Source organism: Halocatena salina (assembly GCF_023115355.1).
In the GTDB taxonomy this organism is placed as follows: Archaea; Halobacteriota; Halobacteria; order Halobacteriales; family Haloarculaceae; genus Halocatena; species Halocatena salina.
Map to the genome: position 1 here is coordinate 1919710 of NZ_CP096019.1, position 26504 is coordinate 1946213.

General features: G+C 60.3%; 24 protein-coding genes and 1 pseudogene. 12 read left to right on the forward strand and 13 right to left on the reverse strand.

Translation table 11 applies throughout. The annotated features are described in order from the left end of the window. Positions 1 to 29: 29 nt before the first annotated feature. Positions 30 to 290: a DUF8006 family protein gene (locus tag MW046_RS09795; RefSeq protein WP_247992924.1), complete on the forward strand. Its 261-nt coding sequence runs from the start codon at positions 30 to 32 to the stop codon at positions 288 to 290. A 39-nt stretch (positions 291 to 329) separates the two neighbouring features. Here MW046_RS09795 and ahbB read toward each other — a convergent pair whose 3' ends face one another. Next, complete coding sequence (gene ahbB / locus MW046_RS09800) at positions 330 to 1364, reverse strand: siroheme decarboxylase subunit beta (protein WP_247992925.1); 1035 nt, start codon at positions 1362 to 1364, stop codon at positions 330 to 332. 262 nt (positions 1365 to 1626) lie between these two features. Here ahbB and MW046_RS09805 point away from each other — a divergent pair, with 262 nt between their 5' ends. The 4 genes from MW046_RS09805 to MW046_RS09820 all read left to right on the forward strand — a co-directional run bounded on the left by MW046_RS09805 (position 1627) and on the right by MW046_RS09820 (position 5299). Further along, a complete protein-coding gene (locus MW046_RS09805; protein ID WP_247992926.1) occupies positions 1627 to 2145 on the forward strand; it encodes a PH domain-containing protein in 519 nt (172 codons plus the stop codon). Between the two features lie 83 nt (positions 2146 to 2228). Next, on the forward strand, positions 2229 to 3287 hold the full coding sequence (locus tag MW046_RS09810) for an anthranilate phosphoribosyltransferase (protein WP_247992927.1): 1059 nt from the start codon (positions 2229 to 2231) through the stop codon (positions 3285 to 3287). A gap of 66 nt (positions 3288 to 3353) precedes the next feature. Next, positions 3354 to 3872 (forward strand): peptidylprolyl isomerase, encoded by a 519-nt coding sequence (locus MW046_RS09815; RefSeq protein WP_247992928.1) that lies wholly within the window; start codon positions 3354 to 3356, stop codon positions 3870 to 3872. Between the two features lie 116 nt (positions 3873 to 3988). Further along, a complete protein-coding gene (locus tag MW046_RS09820) occupies positions 3989 to 5299 on the forward strand; it encodes an APC family permease (protein WP_247992929.1) in 1311 nt (436 codons plus the stop codon). An 83-nt stretch (positions 5300 to 5382) separates the two neighbouring features. Here the strand turns inward: MW046_RS09820 and mutL are convergent, their stop codons facing one another. After that, positions 5383 to 7020, reverse strand: coding sequence for a DNA mismatch repair endonuclease MutL (mutL, locus tag MW046_RS09825; RefSeq protein WP_247992930.1), 1638 nt, complete (start codon positions 7018 to 7020; stop codon positions 5383 to 5385). Then, entirely contained in the window at positions 7007 to 9682 is a 2676-nt protein-coding gene (gene mutS / locus MW046_RS09830; RefSeq protein WP_247992931.1) for a DNA mismatch repair protein MutS, read from the reverse strand. Before mutS ends, mutL begins: the two co-directional genes overlap by 14 nt. Before the next feature lie 189 nt (positions 9683 to 9871). Here mutS and MW046_RS09835 point away from each other — a divergent pair, with 189 nt between their 5' ends. Together MW046_RS09835 and MW046_RS09840 are read left to right on the forward strand one after the other, a co-directional pair. Next, complete coding sequence (locus MW046_RS09835) at positions 9872 to 10315, forward strand: NUDIX hydrolase (protein WP_247992932.1); 444 nt, start codon at positions 9872 to 9874, stop codon at positions 10313 to 10315. 69 nt (positions 10316 to 10384) lie between these two features. Beyond that, the gene (locus MW046_RS09840) at positions 10385 to 11515 is read left to right on the forward strand and encodes a hypothetical protein (RefSeq protein ID WP_247992933.1); all 1131 of its coding nucleotides are present in this window, start codon (positions 10385 to 10387) and stop codon (positions 11513 to 11515) included. 156 nt (positions 11516 to 11671) lie between these two features. On the opposite strand, the gene glmS is transcribed toward MW046_RS09840, so the two are convergent. The 6 genes from glmS to MW046_RS09870 form a co-directional block, all read right to left on the reverse strand. Continuing rightward, a complete protein-coding gene (gene glmS, locus MW046_RS09845) occupies positions 11672 to 13504 on the reverse strand; it encodes a glutamine--fructose-6-phosphate transaminase (isomerizing) (RefSeq protein ID WP_247992934.1) in 1833 nt (610 codons plus the stop codon). After that, on the reverse strand, positions 13504 to 14691 hold the full coding sequence (gene glmU, locus MW046_RS09850) for a bifunctional sugar-1-phosphate nucleotidylyltransferase/acetyltransferase (protein WP_247992935.1): 1188 nt from the start codon (positions 14689 to 14691) through the stop codon (positions 13504 to 13506). Before glmU ends, glmS begins: the two co-directional genes overlap by 1 nt. 146 nt (positions 14692 to 14837) lie before the next feature. Then, positions 14838 to 15515 (reverse strand): DUF5828 family protein, encoded by a 678-nt coding sequence (locus MW046_RS09855; RefSeq protein WP_247992936.1) that lies wholly within the window; start codon positions 15513 to 15515, stop codon positions 14838 to 14840. Between the two features lie 81 nt (positions 15516 to 15596). Further along, the gene (locus MW046_RS09860; protein WP_497007298.1) at positions 15597 to 15824 is read right to left on the reverse strand and encodes a DUF8007 family protein; all 228 of its coding nucleotides are present in this window, start codon (positions 15822 to 15824) and stop codon (positions 15597 to 15599) included. Between the two features lie 44 nt (positions 15825 to 15868). Further along, positions 15869 to 16225, reverse strand: a complete 357-nt coding sequence (crcB, locus tag MW046_RS09865; RefSeq protein ID WP_247992938.1) for a fluoride efflux transporter CrcB — start codon at positions 16223 to 16225, stop codon at positions 15869 to 15871. Continuing rightward, positions 16222 to 16623, reverse strand: coding sequence for a fluoride efflux transporter FluC (locus tag MW046_RS09870; protein WP_247992939.1), 402 nt, complete (start codon positions 16621 to 16623; stop codon positions 16222 to 16224). The genes crcB and MW046_RS09870 overlap by 4 nt, the downstream gene beginning before the upstream one ends. Before the next feature lie 196 nt (positions 16624 to 16819). Between MW046_RS09870 and MW046_RS09875 the strand changes: the two are divergent. The 5 genes and pseudogenes from MW046_RS09875 to MW046_RS09895 all read left to right on the forward strand — a co-directional run. After that, positions 16820 to 17200: pseudogene (locus tag MW046_RS09875) on the forward strand (hypothetical protein); the annotation flags it as partial. A gap of 367 nt (positions 17201 to 17567) precedes the next feature. Further along, positions 17568 to 17723 (forward strand): hypothetical protein, encoded by a 156-nt coding sequence (locus MW046_RS09880; protein ID WP_247992941.1) that lies wholly within the window; start codon positions 17568 to 17570, stop codon positions 17721 to 17723. Positions 17724 to 17799: 76 nt separating this feature from the next. Further along, positions 17800 to 19719, forward strand: coding sequence for an asparagine synthase-related protein (locus MW046_RS09885; RefSeq protein ID WP_247992942.1), 1920 nt, complete (start codon positions 17800 to 17802; stop codon positions 19717 to 19719). Positions 19720 to 19724: 5 nt separating this feature from the next. Further along, positions 19725 to 21452, forward strand: coding sequence for an asparagine synthetase B family protein (locus MW046_RS09890; protein WP_247992943.1), 1728 nt, complete (start codon positions 19725 to 19727; stop codon positions 21450 to 21452). A gap of 147 nt (positions 21453 to 21599) precedes the next feature. After that, entirely contained in the window at positions 21600 to 22349 is a 750-nt protein-coding gene (locus MW046_RS09895) for a hypothetical protein (RefSeq protein ID WP_247992944.1), read from the forward strand. A gap of 37 nt (positions 22350 to 22386) precedes the next feature. Here MW046_RS09895 and MW046_RS09900 read toward each other — a convergent pair whose 3' ends face one another. The 4 genes from MW046_RS09900 to MW046_RS09915 form a co-directional block, all read right to left on the reverse strand. Beyond that, positions 22387 to 23874 (reverse strand): glycosyltransferase, encoded by a 1488-nt coding sequence (locus MW046_RS09900; protein ID WP_247992945.1) that lies wholly within the window; start codon positions 23872 to 23874, stop codon positions 22387 to 22389. A gap of 65 nt (positions 23875 to 23939) precedes the next feature. After that, the gene (locus MW046_RS09905) at positions 23940 to 24206 is read right to left on the reverse strand and encodes a hypothetical protein (protein WP_247992946.1); all 267 of its coding nucleotides are present in this window, start codon (positions 24204 to 24206) and stop codon (positions 23940 to 23942) included. 61 nt (positions 24207 to 24267) lie between these two features. Continuing rightward, the gene (locus MW046_RS09910) at positions 24268 to 25260 is read right to left on the reverse strand and encodes a BtrH N-terminal domain-containing protein (RefSeq protein ID WP_247992947.1); all 993 of its coding nucleotides are present in this window, start codon (positions 25258 to 25260) and stop codon (positions 24268 to 24270) included. 91 nt (positions 25261 to 25351) lie between these two features. Further along, positions 25352 to 26485, reverse strand: coding sequence for a thiolase family protein (locus tag MW046_RS09915; RefSeq protein WP_368411405.1), 1134 nt, complete (start codon positions 26483 to 26485; stop codon positions 25352 to 25354). Positions 26486 to 26504 lie beyond the last annotated feature (19 nt).

Sequence of the window (26504 nt, forward strand, 5' to 3'; positions counted from 1 at the left end):
ATCCGCACCCTCGTGAATGAAGGATAAGGATGTTCGCGCTCCCACTACAGGCAATCGACAATTTCCTGCTCCAGTACAACATCGGCCACGTACTCGTGCTCGTGTTCGTGCTCGGACTGCTCGGAACCCTGCCGCTCCGGAGCAAGACCATTACGGGACTGCATCTCGGTGCGTTCGGTCTCCTGTTTTTGATCACGCCGCTCAGCTTGCTCGGCGGTCAGGTCGTTTTGAAACTCGTCGGTATCGGACTGGTCTTCCTCGGACCAATGGTAATCGTCACCGGAAAATGAATCCGTTTCGTCATTTCGTCCGGTATTGCTGTCGTGGTGTCAGTCTCTGAGAAGGGACTCGTAGCGCGCACCGGTTTGTTTCAACGTTTCAGTCGAATAGAGCCGTTCGTGTTCGACTGGAAGATGTTCATTCGCCAATTCGTCGATACGTTCTTCGACGGCAGCAGCGTCCCGGCCGTGGATCATCGTAAACAGGGTGTACGGCCAGTTCAGTTCGGGACGGCGCGGTCGGTGATAACAGAGCGTCACGTAGGGGAGCGCACCGACCCGCTCGCCGTAGGTGTCGAGTGACTCGGCGGGAACGTCCCAAACAACCATACAGTTGTTGTCGAAGCCGGTTACGACGTGATTCACGACACACCCGATCCGTTTGATACAGCCGTTTTCGAGCAGGCGGTCGATGCTCGCAACGACCGTCTCCGTGCTGGCGTTGATCGTCTCCGCAACATCGCTGTACGGCGTTCTCGTGAGTGGAAGTCCGTCTTGAATCGCTACGAGGAGCCGCCGGTCGAGCGTTGAAAGGTCGGCGGTGGCGTTCTCACTGACCTGTGTCGCAGTCACAGTTGTCTGGCCAAGACTCTCCCGAGCGAAACGATCGGCGTTCACGACAGGAAATTCGAGATCGATGTAGTAATCGGTCACCAGCGGTAGCACGAGCACGTCACCGGTCTCCGCGGCGATCTCCTCGATGATCCGATCGCGCCGTTCCTGAGTTGCAGCAGTGATAACGAACCACATGTTCCATTCGTGATCCCGGCGATAGTTGTGGTTCACCTGCTGGTACTGGTTGATCATCGTGGCGATCTCACCGAACCGGTCTTCAGGTGCCTGCACCGCTGCGAGCGTCGAACTCCCGATCACTGGCGGATTCAACACCGCCCCGAACCGACGGAACACGCCCGCTTCCCGGAGGTGTTGGACCCGAGACAACGCCTCTGTCTCGCTGATACCGAGCGTGTCGCCGATCGAACGGAACGGCCGGCGTTCGACAGGAACACCACTCTGGTACCCGTCGATGAGTTCCGCGTCGACGGCATCGAGAGATGCCCGCCAGTCGTTCTCCAACGCGCTCATTAACCCGAATAAGCACGTCATCGTTTACCGTTTATCGGTTCCGACCGACGCACCTTACATCATCTGTATTAGATATGGTCGGTATAGATATATCTCTGGAATCGTTACTCGGAGAATCGTTACTGTCATTTAGATCATTTAAGCTGTTTTCTGTGCATTCATTCCCGATCGGCGGACGGATATCAACTATCTCTATTCGAACTAGCTATTCTCATCCAGATAAGGGATACTGACAAGTTGTTCCAAAACATAGTACTAGTACATGCAGGGAAACTCAGACGCACCGTCGTGGGTCACCCTCACCGAGGGTGAACAGCTCGTGTGGAGTGGGCATCCGAGTTTGCGGTCGGTCGGTGGTACGTTCGTCGTTGGGCTCATCCTCATCGCCGTCGGTATCGGGGTTGGGATCCTCTTCGAGGGAGTAATACAGCTTCTCTCGCTTGTCCCTATCGGTCTGGGTCTTTTCACCGCTGGAGTGACGTATGTGAACTACCGGAGCGTTCAGTACGTTCTGACGGCCGAGGAGGTGTATAAGAAAACGGGAATCATCTCTCGCAACGTCGTGAACATTCGTCTCGACCGTATTCAGAACACGTCCTACACGCAATCGCTCCCCGAGCGATTTCTGGGCTACGGGCATATCCAGATCGATACGGCTGGGACCGGCGGATCGGATCTCGTCCTCACAAACGTTCCGAACCCGGAATATGTAAATGGATTGATCACCGAGTATCTCGACAACGTTCGACCACAGCCTGACGATCAGCGCCAGACGGCGTGATTCGATCCGCGACGGCGGCCGATATCATCGGGAATCGATCGGTCGAACGAGATGTTTTTGCACAGGGGGTACGAAGCCAGATCATGGTTGAATCAACACGCGGAGAGTGGCCGCTCAAACGACTCATGACGGAAATAATCGGATCGGGTCCCAAGTCGACGGAGGATATGACCAGAGAACAGGCCATGGAGGCGTTCCGTCGCATCCTCAATGGCACCCCGGATCCGACGACGTTGGGCGCGTTCTGGTTGGCCAACCGATGGAAACGGAACACGCCCAAAGAGCTTGCGGCCTACATCGACGTGATGGCTGAGGAATCGGTCTCGTTCGGAGTCCCTTCTTGTGACCCACTCGACTGTGGCGCGAACTACGACGGGAAAAACACCTCGGCGCTGCTCGGCGTCGGCGCGGGTGTCGTCGCTGGCGCGGCGGGGACGCCAGTCGTCGTCCACAGCGGAGAGCGCGTCCCGACACAGAAGGCGTGTGCCTACAAGCACGTGCTCGAAGAACTCGGCGTACGAACGGCGTTCTGCCCCGAAGAGAGCGCCGCGATGACCGACGACATCGGCTTTGGATTCTACTATCAGCCCCACGCCAACCCCGCCGTGCACGCCCTTGGCGATCGGCGCGAGCAGATGGGCGTTCGAACGTTCGTCAACACGATCGAAACGCTCGCCAACCCCGCGCGCGCGAACGCCCATCTCGGGAGTTTCTACCATCTTCCCTACGCCAAACGCATCATCGACACGTTCGCCGCCAGCGAACAGTACGACGTCGATCGGATCGTCATGTTCCAAGGGATGGAGGGGTACGACGATATTCGGCCCGGTTCGACCAAAGTGGCCGTCTCGACCGACGGCGAACTCGAAGATTTCGAGATCGAAACCGCTGAGTACGGGATGGACATGACCAGCGACGATCTCGCCGTTCCGGATGTCGCTGCCGACTCCGCCCGGATCACCGAAGCAGTGTTGACCGGCGATCGCACCGACGAGTTCGCCGATGCGATCGCGCTCAACGCCGCGCTCAGGATCTACGCCCGCGATGACGCTGACACCATCGATGAAGGACTCGTCATGGCCCGTGAGGCGATCGACGACGGACGTGCCGCGGAGACCCTGGAGATGCTCAAAGCGTTCTGAGTCGACACCGGTTGTCAACTCACCGACCGGGAGTCTTTTCCCCGTGCCGGGCAACGACCGATACGCATGAGTGACAATCCGCACGCCCGACTGCACACGAACCACGGAACCATCGAGATCGAGTTGTTCGAAGAACGCGCCCCGCGCACCGTGGAGAACTTCGTTGGGCTTGCTACCGGCGAGAAAGAATGGACCGATCCCGAGACCGGCGAGACGAAACAGGGTGAGCCGTTGTACGATGACGTGCTCTTTCACCGCATCATCGAGGGCTTCATGATTCAGGGCGGGGATCCGACCGGCACGGGTCGAGGGGGGCCCGGCTACCAGTTTGACGATGAGTTCCACGAGGAACTGTCCCACGACGGGCCGGGCACCGTGTCGATGGCCAACTCCGGGCCGAACACCAACGGCTCGCAGTTTTTCATCACGCTCGACGCCCAACCCCATCTCGACGACAAACACTCCGTGTTCGGTTCAGTGACCGACGGGCTGGACGTTGTCAACGAAATCGGCTCAGTCGAGACCGACAGCCAGGACCGACCGGTTGAGGACGTGGTGCTCGAATCCGTCACGATTCACCGGTAAGAACGGCCGTCTCGGTGATTGAATCGGGTCATCAGAGCTCACCGTTTCGACCGGTGCGGATCGGGACGTCTCGTTTCTCGCCCAACGGTTTTGCGGTTCTCCGTCCAATTGACGCCATGGGCAATAAATTCGGCCTCAGCGAGACGGTCTCGATGATGGTCGGAGGGGTCGTCGGCGGTGGGATCTACGCCGCCCTCGGCGTCGTCGTGTCGATCGCCGGGCCGGCAGCGTGGACTGCCTACCTCTTCGCCGGTCTCATCGCCCTCTGTGCGGGATACTCCTACATCCATCTGAACCGGAATCTGGACGATGACGGCGCTTCGGTCACCTTCATCGAATCCTACTGGGGGAACGCCACCGTGGCCGGAATGGTCGGCTGGACTCTCCTCATCGGATACATCGGCACGATGGCGATGTACGGCTACGCGTTCGGTGCTTTCAGCCAGCACATGCTCCCTGTAGCGCGCGTCATGGGGATTCAGCTACGACCCGTTCTCTCGACGCTGGTCGTCCTGGTTTTCATTGGGCTGAACCTCCTTGGTGTGCGGGAGACGGGTATCGCGGAGGACGTTCTCGTCGTGTTGAAGGTGGCGATCATCCTCGTCTTCGGCTTTTGGGGTGTCTGGTTCGCCGCTCAGCAACGGTCGCTTACCCTGGGAACCACCGATCCCGGATTCAGCCCCCTGATCGGGGCTGCCGTCACCTTCGTCTCCTACGAAGGGTGGCAACTGTTGTTCTACGATCAGGAGATGATCGAAGATTCAAACGAGACGCTCGGAACAGCCACGTACGTCGCGTTGTCGGTCGCCGTCCTCATCTACGTGCTGGTCGCGATCACAACGACGAATCTCCTCCCCCAGCAGGTCGTGAAAAACCAGGCCGATGTCGCATTGATGATCGCCGCCGGGGAGTTCATGCCGCCAGTCGGGGTGGCCCTGGTCGGCCTCTCGGCCCTCTTTTCGACGGCTAGCGCGATCAACGCGACGCTGTTCAGCAGTGCACTCTACGCAAAGAACATGTTGACCGATGGGTTGTTACCGGACCAGTTCGGCGACGCGGACAAGAGCGGTGCCCCGGCGCGGACGGTGCTCATCATCGGCGGTCTCACCATTCTTTTCACCATCTACGGGAGTCTCGAAGGTATCACCTCCTTCGCCTCGCTTTCGTTTATCGTGGTGTTCGGTGCCATGAACTTCCTCGCGGTTCGAGAGCGGGAATCCCTCGATGCCAACCGGTACGTTCCGATAGTCGGGTTCGTCGGCTCGCTCGTCTTCCTCCCCTCCATGGTGTATTACCTGTACACGAAAGAACACGCGGTGTTCAACGCGGTCGTTCTCCTCGCAACCGCCGTGCTTGCGGTAGAAATCCTCTACTTCGAGCGAGAATCGATTGAGGACGGACTCCGAACCGCCAAGAAGAAACTGTGAGGCTTTCGTGGGGTAGATGGTGGGTCCAGTACAGAGTTCGGATCGATCGGTTTCAGTGGGCCGATCGAACGTCTCGCTCCCGCTCACTCGAACCGGATGTCCGATCGCTCGAAGCTCCGGGCCAGCGTCGCCTCGTCGATCGAGAGCACGGTAGGTCTGCCGTGCGGACACGCGTAGGGCTGTTCGCACGCGCCGAGTTGCTCGATGAGAGTGGCAGCCTCCTCGGTGGAAACCGTATCACCGGCGCGCAGGGAGGGGTGACAGGCGAGTTCGGCCAGCAGCGCATCGCGTGGATCCTCGGGCTCCTCACCAGCGAGGAACGCATCGAGCACGTCGTGGACCGCATCGCCGTCGGTGACCCGGCCGAGCGGCGCGGGCAGTTCGGTCACTCGGTACGTGGTGTTCCCGAACGGCTCGACGTGAAAGCCAAGCGCCTCGATGGCGTCGTGGTGTTCCTCGACTGTCGTGGCTTCCGTCGGCGTCAGCGAAAGCGTCTGGGGCGGATCGAGCGCGACCGATTCGATCGTCTCGCCCGCCCGTTCTCGGAGCCGCTCGTAGGTAATCCGCTCGTGAGCCGCGTGTTGGTCGAGCACCAACAGATCGTCGCCGTCCTCACAGAGCAGATACAGCTCACGGAACTGCCCGATGACGGAAACGTCTTCGAACGTCGCTGGGCGTTCGGTGTCGATCGAGCTGTCATCGAACGAAAACTCGGCTGACCGCGAAAGATCCGTTCCGGAGAGTGTCTCCGAAACCGCCCGCTCGACGGCAGTCGCCACCCGTTGCTCGTCGGTGAACCGGACGGATTCTTTGGCGGGGTGGACGTTCACGTCGACGCATTCAGGGGGGAGAGTGACGCCGACGACGGCGATCGGATATCGATCGGAAGCGAGGAGACTGCCGTAGCCCGCGATCGTTGCGTTCCGGATCGTCGTCTCGGAGAGTGCGCGACCGTTGACGGCGGTGTAGACGTGTGTCGGCTTCGATCGCGTCACGGCTGGATAGACGAGCGATCCCTCAACGCGGAGCACGCCCTCGTTCGTTTCGTGTTCGGAGGCGAACTCGGTACTCTGTCCGGCGACCGACCGATCGTACACTGAAAGGATGGCGTCCGTGCGCCCGGTTCCCGGCGTGGACAGGACCGTGTTCCCATCGTGCACGAGCCGGAACCGTACGTCGGGGTGACAGAGCGCGTATCGGGAGACAGCCCGGCTGATGTGGCTGAACTCCTGTGTGGACGACCCGAGTGCCGCCCGCCGCGCGGGAAGCCGAGCGAACAGTTCCGTCACCTCGACGGTGGTTCCGACGCCATGCCCAGCCGGTTCGACCGTCTTGTCCTCATCGACGGTGACACGCGTTCCGCCGACGGAGCCGGACGGTTTGGTCGTCAGTTCGAGGCGGGCGACGGCGGCGATGCTCGGAAGCGCTTCGCCGCGAAATCCCAGCGTCTCGACGCTGTCGACATCCGAGGCGTCTTCGATCTTGCTCGTCGTGTGGCGCTCGACGGCCAGCGCGGCGTCGGCTTCGTCCATCCCATGACCGTCGTCGCTCACTTGGATCCGGTCGAGTCCGCCGTTCTCGACAGTGATCGATATCCGAGTCGCAGCCGCATCGAGCGCGTTTTCTACGAGCTCGGTGACGACGTTTGCCGGACGAGTGACCACCTCACCCGCTGCAATGCGTTCGATGGTGTCAGTATCGAGTGTTCTAACGACTGTCATCGATTCGCCGCTGGAAATCGTTGAGCCTCGTGAGCGCTTCGAGTGGCGTCATATCCGCGATCGAAAGCTCACGAATGTCCGATTCGATCCGCTGTAGTGTCTCTTCCGAACCATGTCCGTTCTCACTCGAAGTGAGGGTACGAACAGGGGAATCTCTGTCGGTCTCCGTGATCGTGGACTGCCGATCGTGGCCGTTAGACCGCTCTATGCGCTCGGTGTCCGTGTCTTGGGACTGGCGTTGGCTCCGTGGAATGCCCTCCGAAAGCAGTGTCCGCGACCGTTCGATCACTGGCTCTGGGACTCCTGCGAGCCGCGCTACCTCGACCCCATAGGAAGCTTCCGACGCCCCCGGGACCGCCGTATGCAGAAACGTCATCTCTTCGCCGCTCCGGTCGACGGTGAAATGGAGATTCATCACGTCCGATCGACGGTCGGCGATCGCCGTGAGGTCGTGATAGTGTGTGGCAAAGAGAGTCATCGCGTCGATCTCGTCGTGGATGAACTCGGTGACGGCCCACGCGATCGCACGCCCATCGGCGGTGCTCGTCCCCCGACCGACCTCATCGAGCAACACGAGCGAGCGCTCGGTCGCGTCGTGGAGGATATCGGACAGCTCGGTCATCTCGCGCATGAACGTCGACTGTCCCCCAGCAATGTCGTCGCTCGCGCCGACGCGGGTGAACACACGGTCGATCACGGGCAGTCGCGCTTCGTCGGCGGGTACGAAACTCCCCATCTGCGCGAGGACAACGACGAGCGCAACCTGACGCATATACGTGGATTTGCCGCTCATGTTCGGACCAGTGATGACGGCGATCCGTTCGTCGGTAAGATCGGTGTCGTTCGGAACGAACGACGGTTGGGTCGTCTCCACAACGGGGTGGCGACCGGCGTCGATGTCGATACCAGTCCCATCGTCGATGAGCGTGGGCCGGGTGTAGCCGCGCTCGCACGCGACATATGCGAGCGTGGCGAGCACGTCGAGCTCCGCGAGCACTGATGCCACGTGTTGGACGCGTTCGGCCTCCTCGGCGATCTCCGACCGGATACGGGTGAACAGCTGGTATTCCAACTCGTCGGCGCGCTCGGCTGCGCCGATGATCTCGTCTTCTCGTCGTTTGAGTTCTGGCGTGTAGAAGCGCTCTGCGTTTTTCAGCGTCTGTCGGCGGGTGTACTCTTCGGGGACCCGATCGAGATTGGGGTTCGTGACTTCGATGTAGTAGCCGTGTACCTCGTTGTATCCGACTTTCAACGAATCGATGCCGGTGCGTTCCCGCTCGTGGGCTTCGAGATCGGCCACCCATTCCCGACCGTCGCGCTCGGTCGCCCGTAGCGCGTCGAGTTCCTCGTCGTACCCCTCCCGAATAACGTCGCCCTCGGTCACTTCGATCGGTGGCTCCGATCGAATAGCTCGGTCGATGAGGTTCCGAACGTCACCGAGCTCGTCGAGTGCCTCACGACGTTCGACGAGCGGGGTGCGTTCTGCGTCCGCAAGCACTTCTTTGAGTTCCGGCACCACGTCCAGTGTCGATTTGAGCGATCGGAGATCGCGGGCGTTCGCCCGGCCGCGCGACACGCGGGTGATCAGCCGCTCGATGTCGTACACGTCGTACAGCAACTCTCGCAACTCGTCTCTGAGCAACGACCGATCGCACAGCTCTTCGACGGCGTTGTGTCGGCGCTTGATGGCCGTGCGATCGAGCAGCGGACGGCGCAGCCAATGGGTAAGGGTTCGCCGCCCGAGCGCACACGCGGTTTCATCCAATACGCCCAGCAAAGTGTGTTCGTCGCCGCCGTCGCGGTTTTCGAACAACTCGAGTCCCTCCAGCGCAGTCGCGTCCAGCCGCATCGACGCCGCCGGCTCGTAGCGAGTGATCCGCGTGATGTAATCGAGCCCGCCCGTAGTCTCGCCTTGGGTGTACTCCGCGTACGCGAGCAACGCGCCACACGCCCGACATTCGGTCGTCGAATCGAGCACAGCATCTGGCGATGGAACGTACGCCCCGACGCGCTCCTCGGCAGCGCCGATATCGAACGCCCGTTCACGAAACGTCGTTTCCATCCCTGCGATGGTGAACGCCCCGGTCTCAGGTCCCGTGATCACTTCCGACGGATCGAGGCGGTCGAGTTCGTCTTGCACCGTGGTCTGCTCCCCACTCGTGACCCGGAACTCGCCGGTCGAGAGATCTAGAAACGCCACGGCGTGCGTCGACGAACCGGCGTCGGTCGGCCCGGTCAGACAGGCGAGGTAGTTGTTCGATTCGTCGGCGAGCAGTTCCTCATCTAGCACCGTTCCCGGCGTGATGACCCGCGTGACCGCCCGATCGACCACGCCCGACGCTTCGGAGGGGTCTTGGACCTGATCCGCGATGGCGACCCGGTAGCCAGCATCGAGCAGCGTCTCGATGTAAGAGGCTGCGTTGTCGATCGGGATCCCCGACATTGGGTACGATCCCGAGGAGTCCTCCCGTTTGGTGAGCGTGATCTCTAACAGCCGCGCGCTGATCTGGGCGGCCTCACAGAACGTCTCGTAGAAATCACCGACCTGAAACAACACGAGCGACTCATCGAACTCGGCACACAGCTCGAAATACTGGCTCATCATCGGGGTGAGATCCTCCCGATTCTCGGCCATCTTCGCTGGCGCTCCCGTCCCTTGCATACCTTACTCCCGACGATCCAACCATTTAGCCTTCCGGGACTTCTTCTTGGAACGTGGGACATCCCTCGACACCGACGCGCTCCGAACGTCGCTGAGTAGGTGCCAACAAGCGCAACCGAGCGAACAAAATATTGCTAACGAATACCATACATACATAAATCATTTTGATAAGTGCTTGCTCCCTCTACTATGAGCGACGATCGGGCGTACGTTTGCAACGTCGAGGGAGCCGTGAGCAACGGCAGCGCGTATCTCCTCGGAATGCGCTCCCACGAGGAAGAGCATGCCGCCGGCGAACTCAGTTTGATCGGCGGCACGGTCGACGCCGAGACCGACGGCGACGTTTTACAGGCGACCGTTCGCCGGGAAATCAGAGAGGAAACGACAGTCGAGGTGGGGGAGATGGCCTACGTCGAGAGCCACCAGTTTCACACCGACGACGGCACGCCGGTGGTGAACGTCGTCTTTCTCTGTCAGTACGAGAGCGGCACAGCGGTCGCCGCCGAACCCGAGGAAATCGCGTCGGTACAGTGGATGTCGGCCAAGGAGATCACGAGCCACCCGGACACACAGCCGTGGACGCGCCGAAGCGTCGAAAAAGCCGAACGACGACGGCTCGAACTCGGATGGTAGCCGGTGAGATCGTCATTCCCGCCCACCACGGCCAAACGGCTTACAGTTCAGTGACTCGAACGTGATCGGGTGAACAACAACGCGAGCACGCCACGCCCGGTGACGACCGCCGCCTCGGTCGTTGGCGGCGGCGAGACGTACGAGCAGGGGGTGGATCCGGGGCGAGCCGACCGGATCGTCGATTCGCGGACTGACCTGCTCGCGGCGCTCGATGGATCGTCCGGTATCGTCGTCTACGTCGCTGATGACGCGGAGATCGATCTCACTGGTGAGTCGAGCATTTCACTCGGGAAGGACGTTACGCTCGCCTCGGGACGCGGCCGGAACGGTTCTGACGGTGGATTGGTGTACACTGACAGCCTCCCCCGCTGGCTGTTTCGTTCGCGTGCTGCGGGCGTCCGCGTGACAGGACTCCGGCTCCGTGGTCCTCGAACCGACTACTTCGATCCACGAGAGGAATTTTCCGACGCGACAGCGGCGTACAGCTGCGGGGTTCATCTGTTCGGCGACACCGCCGAGGTCGACAACTGCGAGCTGTTCGGATGGCCACACGCCGCGATCGCGTTCGGAGCGCGCGAGCAACCCACGGACGGCTTTGCTCACCACAACGCTATCCACCACAACCGAATGGAGACGCTCGGCTACGGCATCGAGATCTATAACGGCTGGAGTCGGATCGAACACACGCATTTTGACGCCAACAGACACGCGATCACCGGCTTTGGCTACGACACGAACGGCTTTGTGGCCCAGTACAACCTCATCGGACCGACGCCCGTCTCACACGCCTTCGACATGCACCGGCTGTCCGAAAACGTATCGTGTGAGGACGATCTCCTCGCCGGAAAGGAAGTGACAATTCAGTACAATACGTTCGCCTATACTCACGATTCGTTAGGCCGCCCCCAAGAGGCAGTGGACGTTCGTGGGATCCCAGCCGAACAGTCGACTGTCGATCGGAACTGGTTCGCCCACGAGCGTGAACCATCCGGTAACCGCGGCGAGGCCGTCCGTCAGGGAATAGACGAACCGTTCCGTCGGCTTCGCGTGGGACCGAACAACCACTACGGTCCCACGGTCCCCGACGATCCCGACGTCGGCTGTCCGCGTGACAGCGGCCAGTCACGACACACGCCGGAATCAGATTTTACGGTGTTCGATACGCTCATGCGCTTGACTGAGGTGCTACGATCACGATAAATCACTGTCAGTATTCGATCACGGACAGTCCATCGATACGGGTGAACTGTATTCGCGGTCTGCCGAGAATGCGATTGCGGGCACGACGACCGTCCCCGGTTCACAGCCGAAAAATATCGTTGCTACAGTACGATACGCACCGCGATACCCTACCGCTCACTCGACAGTGACGCTTTTGGCGAGGTTCCGGGGTTTGTCGATGGGTCGGTCGAGCAACGCGGCGGCGTGGTAGGAGACGAGTTGGAGCTGGACGTTCGCTAGCAACGCGGCGGTCCGCGGTGTGCTCTCGGGGATTTCGAGGACGTGATCGGCGTAGCGTTCGACATCGGATGCGCCGTCGGTGACAGCGATCACCGGTGCGTCGCGGGCTTCGACTTCCTTGACGTTGCCGATCGTTTTCCGGGCTTGCTCACCGTCGCCGGTGACCACGGCGAACACGGGCGTGTTTTCAGTGACGAGCGCGAGCGGTCCGTGTTTGAGTTCTCCGGCGGGGAACCCTTCGGCGTGTTCGTAGCTGATCTCCTTGAACTTCAATGCGCCTTCGAGCGCGACCGGATGATGCAGCCCACGGCCGATGAAGAAGTAGGCGTCCGAATCGTGGTATTCCTCTGCGATCTCTCGGGCGTTCGTGTCGTCGAGAATGGCCTGAACGTTGCTCGGGAGATCACGCAGGCCAGCGATGACGTCGCGGTCGTCCTCCGATCCGTTCAGATGGAGCGTTAGCAACGAGAGCGTGATCAGCTGTGAGGCGAACGTTTTGGTCGCTGCGACACCGATTTCCGGTCCGGCACGGATGTACAGCGCCTCGTCACACTCACGTGCCGCCGTCGATCCGACGACGTTCGTGACCGCGAGGGTTTTCGCACCGCGATGGCGGGCTTCCCGAAGCGCGCTCAGTGTGTCAGCGGTTTCACCGCTCTGGGTGACGCCGATGACCAGATCGTTCTCGATGGGTGGAACGCTGGTGGCGTACTCGCTCGCGATGAACGCTTGGGCAGGGATTCCGATCGACCGGAACAGCTGTGCGCCGTACAACGCGGCGTGATAGGACGTTCCACACGCGACGAACTGGACGGTGTCCGGATCGAGCGCACCGAGTTCGTCGAGAAGCACTTCTCCACCGAGTTCATCGACTCGTCCCTGAAGACACTGGCGCAGTGCGCGCGGCTGTTCGTGGATCTCTTTCAGCATGTAATGGTCGTAGCCGCTTTTGCCCGTCTCCTCGGGATCCCACTCGATCGTGTTGATCGATTTTTCGACCACAGTGCCGTCGACGTCGGTCACCCGCCAGCCGTTTTTATTGATCACGGCGAACTCGCCATCATCGAGGTAGACGACCTGATCGGTGAACTCCCGGAACGCCGGAACGTCGCTTGCGAGGAAATACGCCTCCTCGCTGATCCCGAGCACGAGCGGCGAGTCGTTACGTGCGGCAAAGACCCGGTCGACGCCAGCGATAACGGCGCAGATCGCGTACGCCCCCTCCAGTCTCGAAACCGCGGAGCGGACGGCTTCCTCGGGGGCCATTCCGGTGTCGAGCGCGGTTTCGATCAGGTGAGGGACAACCTCCGTGTCCGTGTCGCTGTGGAACTCGTGGCCCTCGGCCGCCAACTCGTCTCTGAGTTCCTGGTAGTTTTCGATGATCCCGTTGTGGATGACTGCAACGCGACCCGTACAGTCCCGGTGGGGGTGAGCGTTGTCGTCCGTCGGTGGGCCGTGGGTGCTCCATCGCGTGTGCCCGATCCCGACCGGGTTATCGTGTAGCCCGTCGCCTTCGACCGTGCTGTCGTCGCCATCCAACAACGTCTGAGACGAAAGCGAAGAGCGCAGCGCATCGAGCGTTCCTGCCTTTCGGCGAACGCTGAGTTCCTCGTTCGAGAGTGCGACGCCAGCCGAATCGTACCCCCGGTATTCGAGCTTCGAAAGCCCATGCATCAGTGTGTCGAGCGTTTCACCGCCCCGGCCAGCACAGCCGATGATCCCACACATCAGCGAACCACCTCCGCCCGCTCGGGGACGTGTCCATCGACGACGACGCCGGTGCCGATCCGGGCGTTCGTCCCGACGAGCGCGCCCGGCTTACAACGGACACCCCCACCGGACTGCACCCGATCCGCGAACACCGCACCGAGATGTTCGTCCCGGAACAGACTCTCGTTGATCTGGACGTCTGCCGGCCCACCGGGAACGATCGTTCCCGCTCCGAGCGCTACGTCCTGACCGGTCACGCAGTCGAGTAAGGTACTCCCCGCACCGATTCGCGTATCCGTGTCTATGACGCTTGACTCGACCGTCGTGTTCGCCCCGATCGTCACGTTCCGACCCAACGCTACGTTTGGACCGACGACCGAGCCGGGTCCCAGTTCACAGTCCGGACCGATGACGACCGGCGGTTGAAGCGTCGCGTTTTCGTTGATGATCGCGCTGTCTGCCACCCACACGTCCGTTTCTGGGTGATCGCCGTCGATGAGTCCGCGTTCGAGCAATGCGCGCGAAACGGTAAGGAGATCCCACGGATACGTCGCGTCGGCCCACAGCCCTTCGGTCCGAACGCCTCGAACGGTCGCCTCATAGATCAGTAGATCGACCGCATCGGTCAACAGCAGGCTCCCGCTCCGGCGGGTCGCCTCCGACAGTGCGTCGAAGATGCGTTGATCGAACACGTACACGCCACCGTTGACGAGCCGATACTCATCATCCGGTTTCTCGATCAGCTCTACGATGGTCGAATCGCGCATGACGACCGCCCCATACCGGTTTGCGGCCGGTCGTTCGAGCACCGCGAGCGTCGCCGCGTCGGCGGTTTCGGAAGCTTCGAGCACATCGGTCACGATCGACGGCTCGATCACCCGGTCGCCGTTTACTACCACGAACGATCCGTCGAGCTTTTCCTCTACCTGTTGGAGCGCGTGCCCGCTTCCCAACTGCTTGGACTGGACGACGTACTCGATCGGAACGTCCCGGTAGGTGGGTCCGAAATGCTCCTGGACCCGACTGCGTTTGTAACCGACGACCAAACAGATGCGTTCGATTCCGGCCTCGATGAGCGCGTCTAGAACGTATTCGAGAATTGGACGGTTGCCGGCTGGTAACATCGGTTTTGGACGGTTTCGGGTCAGCGGACGCAGACGGGTCCCCTCTCCCGCCGCGAGAACCACAGCGGTGTCAGTTGGCATAACCAACGCCACAGTCCCCAGTGTTGTGAATGTTCTGACTTTGTCCGTGACTAATAGGGTAATCACACAGATACAAATCATCGATCGCTATAGTTGTCCACTGTAAGATCGTTATAACAAATACTGCGGCTGTCGTCTCAAGCGCTTCAGTTCGTCGTCGGATGGGAATCCACGCCGTTGTCGGTGACGGTCCCCCCTTCGACGGTTTCGAGCGCTTCAGTGTCCTTTTCACAGTCGACGTGCCATCGATCGACGGACTGTTCGTAGTCGGCCAACGCGTTCGAGACGCGGATCCGGAGGTCGTCGTCGTTGATGTTCACTTCCAGTCGGTAGGTCGGTCGGTCGTCAGCAACCTGCTGGAGATTCGCGCTGACGATGTCGTTATCGAAGTAGTACGGCGCGAGTTGGGTCATGACGTTTTTGTACACAGCCCCTTCGACCGCACGGATCGCCTTCCGTCCTGCCGAGTCGGCCGCGCGTGCGACGTAATCGATCGATTCGTTCCACTTGTCGACCGCTTCGTCGGTGTCTTCATCGAGTTTTTTATACGATTCCGTGAGCTTCTCTCCTGCCGTTTTGATGTCGTCGTCGGGCTGTTGCCCGGCTTTTTCTCCAGCGCTTTCGTCGACGCTTGCCTGTCGAGCGGTTTTCTCGTTCACGTCGTCGTCCAAGCGCTCGTGACTTTTCGGTCGCCATTCGTCCCACTCTTCGAATTCGGAGCCAGAAACGTCGTTATCTCTGAGCGCCCGCGTGATGCGCTCTCCGAATTCGACGATGTCGCCCCACGTCCCCCGGTCGATAAACCCGGTCACGCTTTCTTCCATCTGCGTTCGGCGATAGGTGTGCAACGGCAAAAACTTCTCCGTTAGCCCTTCGAAACACCGATACACCGTGCTATCCAGTTACTACCGACCGTGGATGATCGCGTGTCCCACCTCGTCGATGCGTCGTTTCACTCGACCGGCCAGCACCATCGGAAGCGATGCCGTACGGAGTTGGTCGTCGGTAAGTTCGATCCGGTCGCCCTCGAACGGCGACGAGCCACCGTCTTTTGAACCTTCGGTCATATCGACCACGCTCGTTAGGGCACACCGGCCACACGATTCGGTCTTCGATCCATCCATGGGTGTCATTGGCAGTCGGGGAACATGAATCACCCGATCAACGCGGTTCGTTACTACCGCCCTACTGCTAGCCACGCGAGTCCGATCGCTACGGTTGCTCCGAGCAACGTTCCGACGGCGTTGATCAGCGCCCGGTTCCGGTCGCCGGTCTCCCAGAGGCGGACCGTTTGGACGGAAAACGACGAAAACGTCGTGAACGAACCACACGCGCCGGTTCCCAGCAACAACACCACCGTTTCCGACGAGCCGGCAAACGTGAGCGCGGCGAGTACGAAGCTGCCGATGACGTTGACGGCGATCGTGGCCACCGGGAACGCGTCGGCGTCGATCCACTGGCCGAGGAGATACCGCAACAGCGCCCCCAGCGCCCCGCCCGTGCCGACGATGTGCGCCGGATCGATCCGGGTCATCCGTCGCTCCCCTCGATCGTTCGCGCCAGTTGGCGGCCGACCAGCACACCAGCAAACCCGAGCGCGTAGTTGGCGAACACGTTCAGAACCATCCACAGCGGCGATTCGAGTAGCGCCGTTTGGACGGCGAACGTGCTGTAGGTGGTAAACGAGGAGAGAAAGCCGGTCGCGGCGACCAGCCGTGTTCGTTCCCCGAGGAGCCCGCTGTACATCGCTTCATAGAGGATGAATCCCAACGCGATGCTGCCCGCCGCGTTCACCAGTAGCGTTCCCATCGCTTGTGGTCCCGGCGCAACCCCATCAAGGAAATACCGGAGGTTCGATCCGGCGAAGCCGCCGATCCCGATGAGCGCGGCCGTTTCTAACCGAACCAGTGGATGCTCGTTTGCTGTCGCCATCGTCGTTCCTGGGTTCGTCAGTCATGAAGACCGACGGAGCTGTTGTTCTCGGCCGACGGTCCGAACTGTGTAGGGATATGCACCCCGGTGTGGACTCGATTCCCCAACACGCCGTTTTGCGGTCGCTAATCGGCGGTTCGCGGCCGTGAAATCTGCTTCTATTTTTATATGGGTTCCTGACAGAAGACGAACTACCGTGGCCGCCATTCCGAACTGGATCGATGGACGTATCGACCGCAACCTCAGAAACACATTAACCCAAGAGCACGTGGTCGAGACGATGCTTGATGCCGAACGGCCGTTCTTTTCGATCCGACAGCTCCAAGCCCGCGTCAAGCCGGAGGTCAGTAAGGCTACGGTTCGTAACAGATTGAACGAGTTACAGGAGATCAATGTCGTCGCCACCGAGACGTATCCGGAGTCGGTCACGCTGTACTACATCAACCATCCGGAATCGAACTGGCCGCTGTCACCGGAAGGGAAACGTGCGCTCACGACCGACACCCCGCTGGATCGGCTCTCCACACGCGATTTTCTTACGATGTCGGATACGGCTGGGATTCGTACGCTCGTGCTTATCATGACGACTCATGCGAATGTCTTCCCCGGTTTGAGCGTCGTGCAGTCGTGTTGATCGGAGGAGGCATACGAACCGCTGAAAGCGACTTTGACGCCGCCAGGCGGCGATTCCGACGGCTTCTAGCGGCGTTATCCCGAAGTAGCGGAGGCGGTAGCGGTCGCGGCGGCGGTGCGGTGACGGATATAACCCGCAGCACCGCGAGCTTCGCTCACGGCTTTTTTTCGCCCACGTTTTTTGTGGGAGGTGCGCAGAGCGCACCCTCCCAGAAAAAAGGTGGCGGACCAAAAAGGTGGGTTGAAGTGATGTCCAGGCATACGCGCCGTTAATGAACGTTTCTCGTGGCCCGAATCGGGAACGGCAACCATTGACGCGACAGGTTCGATCCATCGGCGTCGTCGAACGGTGTCACCCGCGCTCGACTGCCGGGACGAACACAGGCACTATGGCGAGCGTCGCCGGTGGTGGGTCGATTCCCGCCGCGACCGCGTCGATACGCCGCTATTGGGGGTGTCAGTCGTGATACTGGTGTTCGATCCCCGGTGCTGTATGTACTCATGCCCGAACGATCGGCCGTCTCTCAGGAGTGGTGAGTGACCATGGTCGGACTGTGTAGTGTGATCGGTGCGGGATCGTTGCCGGACGCGATGGCCAACGCCATCGGTTGGGACGATGCGGAGGCATCGATCACCTACCGTGACGATCGGTTCGAACTCCGTGCATCGCTGCATACGCTGCTCGCGGGCGAACAACCGGCGGTGGCCGGTGAGGATGTTCTGATCTGGGTGTGGGGTGACGTGTACGGCTACGGTTCTGAAGGCAACTACGCCCCCCGGAACGGCCCTCCCGACGGAAGCGCAGCCTTCTGTGCTCGACTGTACGAGCTGTTCGGAATGCGCTTTGTCGAAGGACTGAATGGAAACTTCGCCCTCGTTGTTTACGATCAGGCGACGAAGGAACTGTCGTTAGTCACCGACCGGTTCGCAACCCGACCGTTGTACTACGCCCGTCCCACCGAGGAGACGCTTCTCGTCTCGTCGCAGTCCCAATCACTCGTTTCCCACCCCGATCTCGATCCTGAGTTCGAGTTGCCGTACCTATACGAGTATCTGGAACTCAGACGCGTGTTCGGCGTCGAGACACCGATCAAGGGTGTGCGACAACTGCCGCCAGGATCGATCGTCTCCATCGATCTCGACGACTTGGAGATGACGACGGAGACGTACTGGTCGCCAAGCCACGACCCGATCGACAAGCCGTTTTCGTACTTCCGTGATCGGTTCACCGAGACGATCCAGCAGGTGTTCGAGGAGTGGACCGACGACGATCTTTCGTACGGACTGTTGTTGAGCGGTGGGAGCGATTCCCGGCTCGCGCTGGGTGCGATCGACCAACCGGTCACGGCGTTTCACAACGCCGACTGGATGAGCCGTGAGGCGAAAACCGCCAAACGGTCGGCACAGGCGACGGGGAACACGTTCGAACTGTTGGAACGAGATCCGGAGTACGACGCCCAACTGCTCGATTGTGCGCCGCCGCTGTCGAACTTCAGTGGCTGGTTCGATCAGGCGTACTTCCTCGGCTTCCACGAAGAAATTGCCGAGGAGGTTGACGTGCTCGTCTCCGGGTTGTACGCCGACATGCTGCTCGGCGGCGGTCCGCTCGAAACCCGGACGCTTTCGTTGAACTCTCTGGGTAATCTCACGCTACCGATCGCACAGTCGATTGATTCGATCGACGAGTACGTCTCTGCACAGGTGAACGAAGCGGTCGAGCCGCTGCCGTATTTCTCCGGGATCGACGATCAGTCGTTGTCGTCTATCATACGGTCTAACATTCACGCCGACGACGAGGGAGTCGTCAGCCACGGCGTTCGGTACGACAGCCTGCGCGATCTGGCGCTGTATGGCAGTTTCTATCCGATCGGTGCGGATACGGACGCCATCTTTTCGGAGAGTCTCGCGCACATGCGACCGTACCGAACGCCGTTTCTGGACAATCGGATCGTGGATCTCCAACAACGGATCCCCGTCAAGTACTTCCTCCGGCGCAACTTCGTCAACGAAGCGATCACGGAAATCGAGCCGACGCTCGCCGAAATTCCCCACGCCCACACCGGCGTTCCCGTCAAATATCATTTCCCGATAGACTATCTTGGGAAGAACATTCACGGGTTTTGGTGGAAGCACATCGCTGACGACGATGTTCCGGAACCACATCTCGATCACACGCCGTGGCCGAACAGGACCGAACTCATTCGGACCCAATCGTTCACGACCGAAACCTTGCGCACCCACGAATCGACGCTCGCCGCTCTACCGTTTCTCGATCTCGAAGGCGCCTGGGAGTGCTACCAGGACCACCTCGACGGTGCCGACAACACACCGATCCTCTACTCGCTGTTAACGCTTCTCAAGACGAATGTCACAGATGCGGTGTACACCGCCAATGACGACACGAACACGGACGCGAATCCCGATTCCGTTATCGAACCTAGTTCGACCACCCCAGAGGGATAACTGCGATGACACCAACGCTCAGAACCCACGATGAATCAGTTGCTTCGAGCCGACGAATGAACAAGGAGCTGTTCGGGGTGTTTGGATCCCGATCTACATTCGAACGCCACCGATCCGCTGACGATTTCGATGAGATCCTCACTGGGGAGTCCGTCACCGTCGGCATTCGTGACCCCGGTCTCGGCGTTCCCGGACGGAGCGCGAGCTATTCCGGCGATCGTGGCCTCTGTTTACTCTGGGGGGAGATCTATCCGCACACCCGGGACACCACTCCTTCCCACGACAACCTCGCTCGGTGGCTGTTCGACCGATACGTCGAGAACGGACGGGACGCCCTTTCGGACATCAACGGATCGTATCTCGCCGTGGTCGAATACGACGGTGAGGCGTTCGTCTCCACGGATCCGATCCGATCGTGGGAATGCTTTTACACTGATGCAGACGGACAGCGGCTTTTCACGACGGACTTATCAGCGTTGGCCGGTCGCATGGAGCCGATCGAATACTGCCGCTCGTCGCTGCTCGAATACATTCATCTCGGCACCGTCCTCGGTGAACGGACCCTCATAACGGGCATCGATCGGGTCCCCTTCGACGGCTATCTGACCGCCGATTCCGTCGGGTCGCTTTCCCGGTTCGTCTACGATCCCAAACCGTTCGATTACGTCGGTGAGCTTACCGAGCGGCTGCTTCGGGCGGTCGATCGTCGTTCGACCCTTCCCGGCCCGAAGGGTGTGCTCCTTTCGGGGGGACACGATTCGCGGATTTTCCTCACAGAGATACCGGACATCGATCACTGCTACACGATCGGGAATTCGAACTCCCGGGAGGTCACGGTCGCGCGGAAGCTCGCGGTCCAATACGACATCCCACACACGGTGTTGACGCCAGACAAACGATATCTGATGCCGATCGACGGAAAGAGCCGGTACAGTCAAGGGATCAAGGAAGCGCTTCACATCCATCAGGCTGGCTTCGACGACGCCTTCGAGATGCAGACGGTGTATCACGGTACGTTGTTCGATACGCTGCTCAAGGGATATTTCCTCGAACGCGATGGTTTCGAGCTGTTCGGGACGAAGCTTCCGTCCTCGGAACTGGCTCCGAATCCAAATCCCATCGAGTCGCTCCTTGACACGCTCGGATTCTTCCCCAAAGAGAGTCAGGCCGTTGAGGAGGCTGTCTCTGGGATTTTCGACGTGGATTTCTCGTTGGATTCTCCCTACGAATTTCTCTCCGAACAGCTCCACACGGAGCTATCGACCTGTTGGGAGCGCACCGATTCGGTCCACAATGCCATGGACCTTCTCATCATCAAAAACCAGCCGGTGTTGCCGACCCACGCTCATCTCGCGGACAACTATTTCGAGGCGTTCGTTGCCGTCGACAGTGAACTCCTCGAATGGCACCTCATGACGCCGCCCAAATATCGACGGTACGAAACGTTCCGGAAGGCGGTCGAACGGATCGATGAGGATATTCTCAAACATCGACCGCAGAGTCAACCGCTATCTTCCGTTCGTTTGAATCAGATCGAGCGTTTCTTGCGCCGGAAGCTCCCGTTCCTCGAATCGTTCGAACCGGCGTGGCCGGATCGAGACGAAGTGTACCAACAGTACGCGATGGATGAGGAGCTGTTCCCCGAGGAGTACGCCGTCAGACAACTGCCTGCCCGACTCAAGCTCCGCGTCAACGATGCCCGCTGGTGGCGAGGCGACGAAGACGAGCAGTAACGCCCGGTCTGCCGGCACTGTCGGCTAGTCAGCTGAACAGTCGGCATGGGTGTCGGATGCATGGGGTGCTGTGTCTGAATGCCACAAAATCTTTTATGCTACCACGTGTAGCTCCACTTCTGGAAACTCTCCAGATACCTCCATCCAATGTTCGAGACAACCACCGAACTCGTGTTAGAACGGCCCGTTGCGGTCGTGGCGCTGTTGCCAGCACTGTACGTTACCGCAACCGTCCTATGGCGGGTTCGAAGGCCGTTTGCGACCATCTTCGTGAGCTTCGCTACCGTCGCACTCGTTCCGGTGTTTCTGTTGTTCGTGATTGGTGAGCTCACAGGCTCGTCGACGTGGCTATCGCTCGGTACGACCCTGTTCGAGATCGAGGCTTCGGTGTTGGGTGGTATCGCGCAGTTGTACGACGGCGTGTTGACGGCGTGGCTCCGTCTCTGTCTGTTGGTGATCGAGGGAGTGCTGTCGATACATCTGCTTCCATCACAGCTCCAACCGGCCGATGGCGCTGTACTGCCAGCGTGGCTCTGGGCGTTCGTGCTGCATTTCGCCGGTGGGGTGATGTTGGTGTACGGTCTCCACCGCGGTCGATCGGAGTCGATGGTCGATACCCTGTTGCGCGGCGGGGGTGGTGTGCTCTTGGTTTCGGGGCTGTTCGTGGCAGTGATACAGGGCGGCTCCGTGACGAGCGATGTTTCGGTGACAGTGATGCTGTTGATGGCGGTGATCGGATTGGAAATCGGCGTCGCAGCCGTGTTGTTGGGTGTGCAACCCGACTTCTCCGGGTCGGCGAGCGACGAGGAGATCACCATTCAGGAACTCGGACAGTCGATGTGGTCCCGAATCACTCGATTGACGCGGACGCTCTCAGATGTGAACGACGATCGATGATTTCCCACGTTATCCCGTCGCCTCGTGCAAAGAAACATCACCGTACTGATCCCGATCTCGTTCTGTTCTTCCCCGGCAGTCGTCCGAGCGAGCGACCCACAAGGTAGCCCAGAGTTCCGAACGTTCCGCCGTAGAGGAGCGCCATTTCGAGCGGAAACGTCACTGCATACTGTGGTGCCGTCGTGGGCACTGTCCAGTGTGTGATCGCCCACCCGACGACGGGACCGCTGGCGAGAACCACCGACGAACTAATGCCAGCGTTCGACCGTGCGCCGATCATTCCGAGCAGGAACACTAGCACGCTCCCAATGAGAAACGGCTCACCGACGGTACCGGCGTAGGTGGGTAGTGATCGCTCGATCGCAGTGTAGCTGTTGTGTGCGGTAACTCGCTGTGCAACGAGTCCCGCTAGTCCAACGGCACCGATCGTCGCGCCGATCACCTGTTTGCCGCGTGCCAGCAACTGCGAGTGGACCGATTCGACGGATGCGTTCGTTTGGGGTGTCGACCAGGACTGCTGCTCGCTGTCGGGTTCCGAGACCGCTCGATCGGAGGGTGTGGATCGGGTATCCGATTCCTGTAGATCCTCGATCACCGCCGTTGCGATCTCACTCCCGCCGTTGGCGTAGGTGGGCGGTTCCGGTGGCGATTGCACCGCTGTGAGCACGTCGATAGCGTCGTTGGCGACCGTGAAGCCGGTCACGTCGCTCCGATCGATCCACTCCGCGACGGCTTGTTGTTCGGTGGTTTCGGGGTGAATCACGCAGGGGGTGCCCGCGACGGCTGCGTCCATGATCGTCGAGTAGCCCGAGCAGACGACCGCGTCGGCTCCTCGGATGTACGGCAACAACGACGGGACCGCGTCCCAGTCGTCGGCACCGACGTTCAACACGTCATAGCCCTGTCGTCGGAGTTGGACAGCGATCCGGTCGAAATCGGAGTACTGACTCGGAACACAGACGACATCGCCAGCGTCGATCGGATCCCGCTCACCGTCGAGCGCGATCGGTGGAACGCGTGTCACCCCGGTGGGATCGATCTCCGAAGACGGACACACAACCGGATAGAAGAACTCACGCGCCGTGGCGAGCTGGAATCTCGTGTGGAAGAACGCCCCTGCCCGTTCGAGCGGATCCTGATACAACCCGGGCATGTCGTGTTTCACGACGTACAGGGGAACGCCAGCTTTCTGTGCCGCCATCGCTGCGAACATGTCGTCGGTCACCAGGGCGTCAGGATCCATCCGGTGGAGCCAGTCGACGTAATCGGCTACCCTTCTGACACTCCCAGGAACGCTCTCGGTGAGGACGTGGCTCATCGATCCGCCCTGATACGTGTCGATGTAGTTGACGGTCGTCGGTTCAAACTCGTCGTATCCGTTGAGCTTGACGAACTCGGAGCCGTTTCCGCCACCAGCCATCAACACGTTGGCTCCCAGCTTCTCGAGTTCCGTTCCGACTGCCAGCATCCGTGTCGCGTGTCCGGCACCTTCCGGATAATGAGCGACTGCGATCGTGGGTTGCATCGATTAGATCGTCTTTCTCAATACACCTATATAGTGTATAAAGATGGCTTCATCTCACTGTGCGTCTACACCGATCCCGAACGTATCCGACGAGCGGCCACATCCACACCGACCACGCCGAACCCTGACGCACACAGTCCACCGCCGACCGCGAGCACGAGCGCACCCGCACCGAGATATCGAAGCCGCGTTGTGTGGGCGGGTTCTGCCGCGGATCGAGCGAGCATGCGACCGGTCCCCGTCGCCACAACAGCGAACAGATAGAACAACACGGCGAACAACAGCACCACGCCACGACCGAGGAGGGAGCGTCGAACGCGTTTCGTGTCCATGCCAATAGCAGTATATGTAATTATATATACATTATGGTTGGTGTTGGGTTACAGACGTGGGTCACTCCATCGAGCGGATCGTCTCGTACAGCGCTTTTTCGCGGTCGGCGATCGTCTCGAGCTCGGTGGCTGCTTCCTCCAATCCGTCCCGAAGTCCGTCGTCGTCGGCTTCGCTCGCCTCTTTCAGGATGGTTCCGACCTCGGTCCAGTCGTCGGCGATGGCGGCCATCCGTTCGGTCACGTCGCTTCCGAACGGATGATCGACGCGTTCGAAGAAGTCCCGTTGGAGTCCGCGAAACGCGCCGCCACCGGTGCCCCGGCGTTCGACGTTCTGGTAGGCAAAGCGCGTCGTCCACGACGGATCGGGTAACGACAGCCACGTCGGTAACTCCGCCGCGAGCGCCCGGATGGCAGGGAGTCCGTGCCGTCCTCGACCTAATTCGTTGGAACGCCTTTCGGGATCGATCATAGAGCAAGCCGTCCAGTGTGTCGCTTCCCGAACAGCGTTCTCAAAGTCGAAATCCACGGGATCCGCATCGGTGACGACCAGATATCGGTTACTCATTGGTACGACGGGATCACAGCGCCACGCCGACCGCAGGCTAGCAAGCGGCAGCGACTGCAATGTAGGAAACTCACTGTCCGAAAGGAGAACGTGGGTGTCGTCGTAGCCCACCGCGAGCACGGCGTGGGGTGCGAAATGGGTGTCCGTCCCGAAGTAATCCAGATCGTAAATGTCGAGGAACAACAGCACGGGTCGCCCTGCCTCCAGATGGGACTGCACGGCGCTCCACGCTGTTTCCCACTTCTCGCCCTCGCGTTCGGTGTAGTCGACGCCGAGCCGCTGCATGAACGCGCGTTCGAGTGTGAAGGGCCGGCCGAAAAACGCACGATGGGGATCCATCGACAGTTCGAAGAACGTGAATCCTAGCCCGCTCGCAAGCCCGAAACAGGTCGGCTCATCAAAACCCCAGCCATAAAACTCCGAAAGGTTCCGGAGCGACACCGATCCGCAGTGGCGTCCGGGGCTGTGGTCGTAGCCTGAAAGCTGCATGATCGGGTTACGACTCGGGAGTACACAACCAGTTCGGTCCACAGCCGACGCTTTATTTCATGCGTCTTGGGAGTGGGTATCAGCGGAGTTGTTACCGACTGAACTCGATCGCAGCACCCTGTCCGAACCCGACGCATTCGGTGGCGATCCCGCGCTCAGTTCCACGCTTTTCCATCTCGTGGAGAAGAGTGACAGGCAACCGCGCGCCGCTGGCGCCCAGCGGGTGACCGATGGCGATCGCGCCGCCGTTGACGTTGAAGATGTCGTCGTCGATGCCGAGTTGTTGCTGACAGTAGACGGTCTGGCTGGCAAAGGCCTCGTTCAACTCGACCAATCCGTACTCCTCGATCGAACGGCCGTTGCGTTCGAGCATGCCTTCGACGGCGGGCACCGGACCGATACCCATCACGGTGGGATCGACGCCTGCGACGTTGTTGGCACCGATCTCGGCCATGATGTCGAGACCGTGATCGTTCGCGAACGCTTTGCTCGTGACCAGCAGGGCGGCCGCGCCGTCCGAAACCTGAGAAGCGTTGCCGGGCGTGACCGTTCCGTCTGCTTTGAACACCGTCGGCAACTCCGCCAGTTTGTCAGCGGTCGTCCCCGGCCGGAGTCCCTCGTCTTCGGTGATCGTTTCGTCTTCCGTTTCGATCGGAATGATCTCGTCGTCGAACCGACCTTCCTCGGTCGCCGCACACGCTCGCTGTTGGGACCGAGCGGCGTACTCGTCTTGAGTCTCCCGGGAGACGTCGAAGCGCTCGGCGACTTCTTCGGCCGTCATCCCCATCTGGAGCTGTGCGACGTTGTACTCGTCGTTCATACGGGGATGGACGTTCTGGCTGTTCTGGCCCATCTTCACCCGAGACATGTTCTCGACGCCACCGGCGATGATCACGTCGCGCTGCCCGGCACGGATCGCGTCGCTCGCGCTGATGATCGACTGAGCCGACGACGCACACCATCGGTTGATCGTCGTTCCCGGAACGTTCTCCCCGAGATCGGACAACAGCGTGATGACACGCGCGAGATTGTTACCCTGTTCGCTGCGCTGTTGGGCACAGCCCCACATCAGATCGTCGACGTCCTCACCGGACAGTCCGGTCTCCGTGAGAATCTCGTTGATGAGTGGAATCGAGAGATCTTCGCTCCGAACATCGGCAAACACACCGTCTTCTTTTCCCTGTGGGGTACGGTACGCCTTCACTACGACTGGTGTCGTCTCCACCATACCCTCACATTACGCT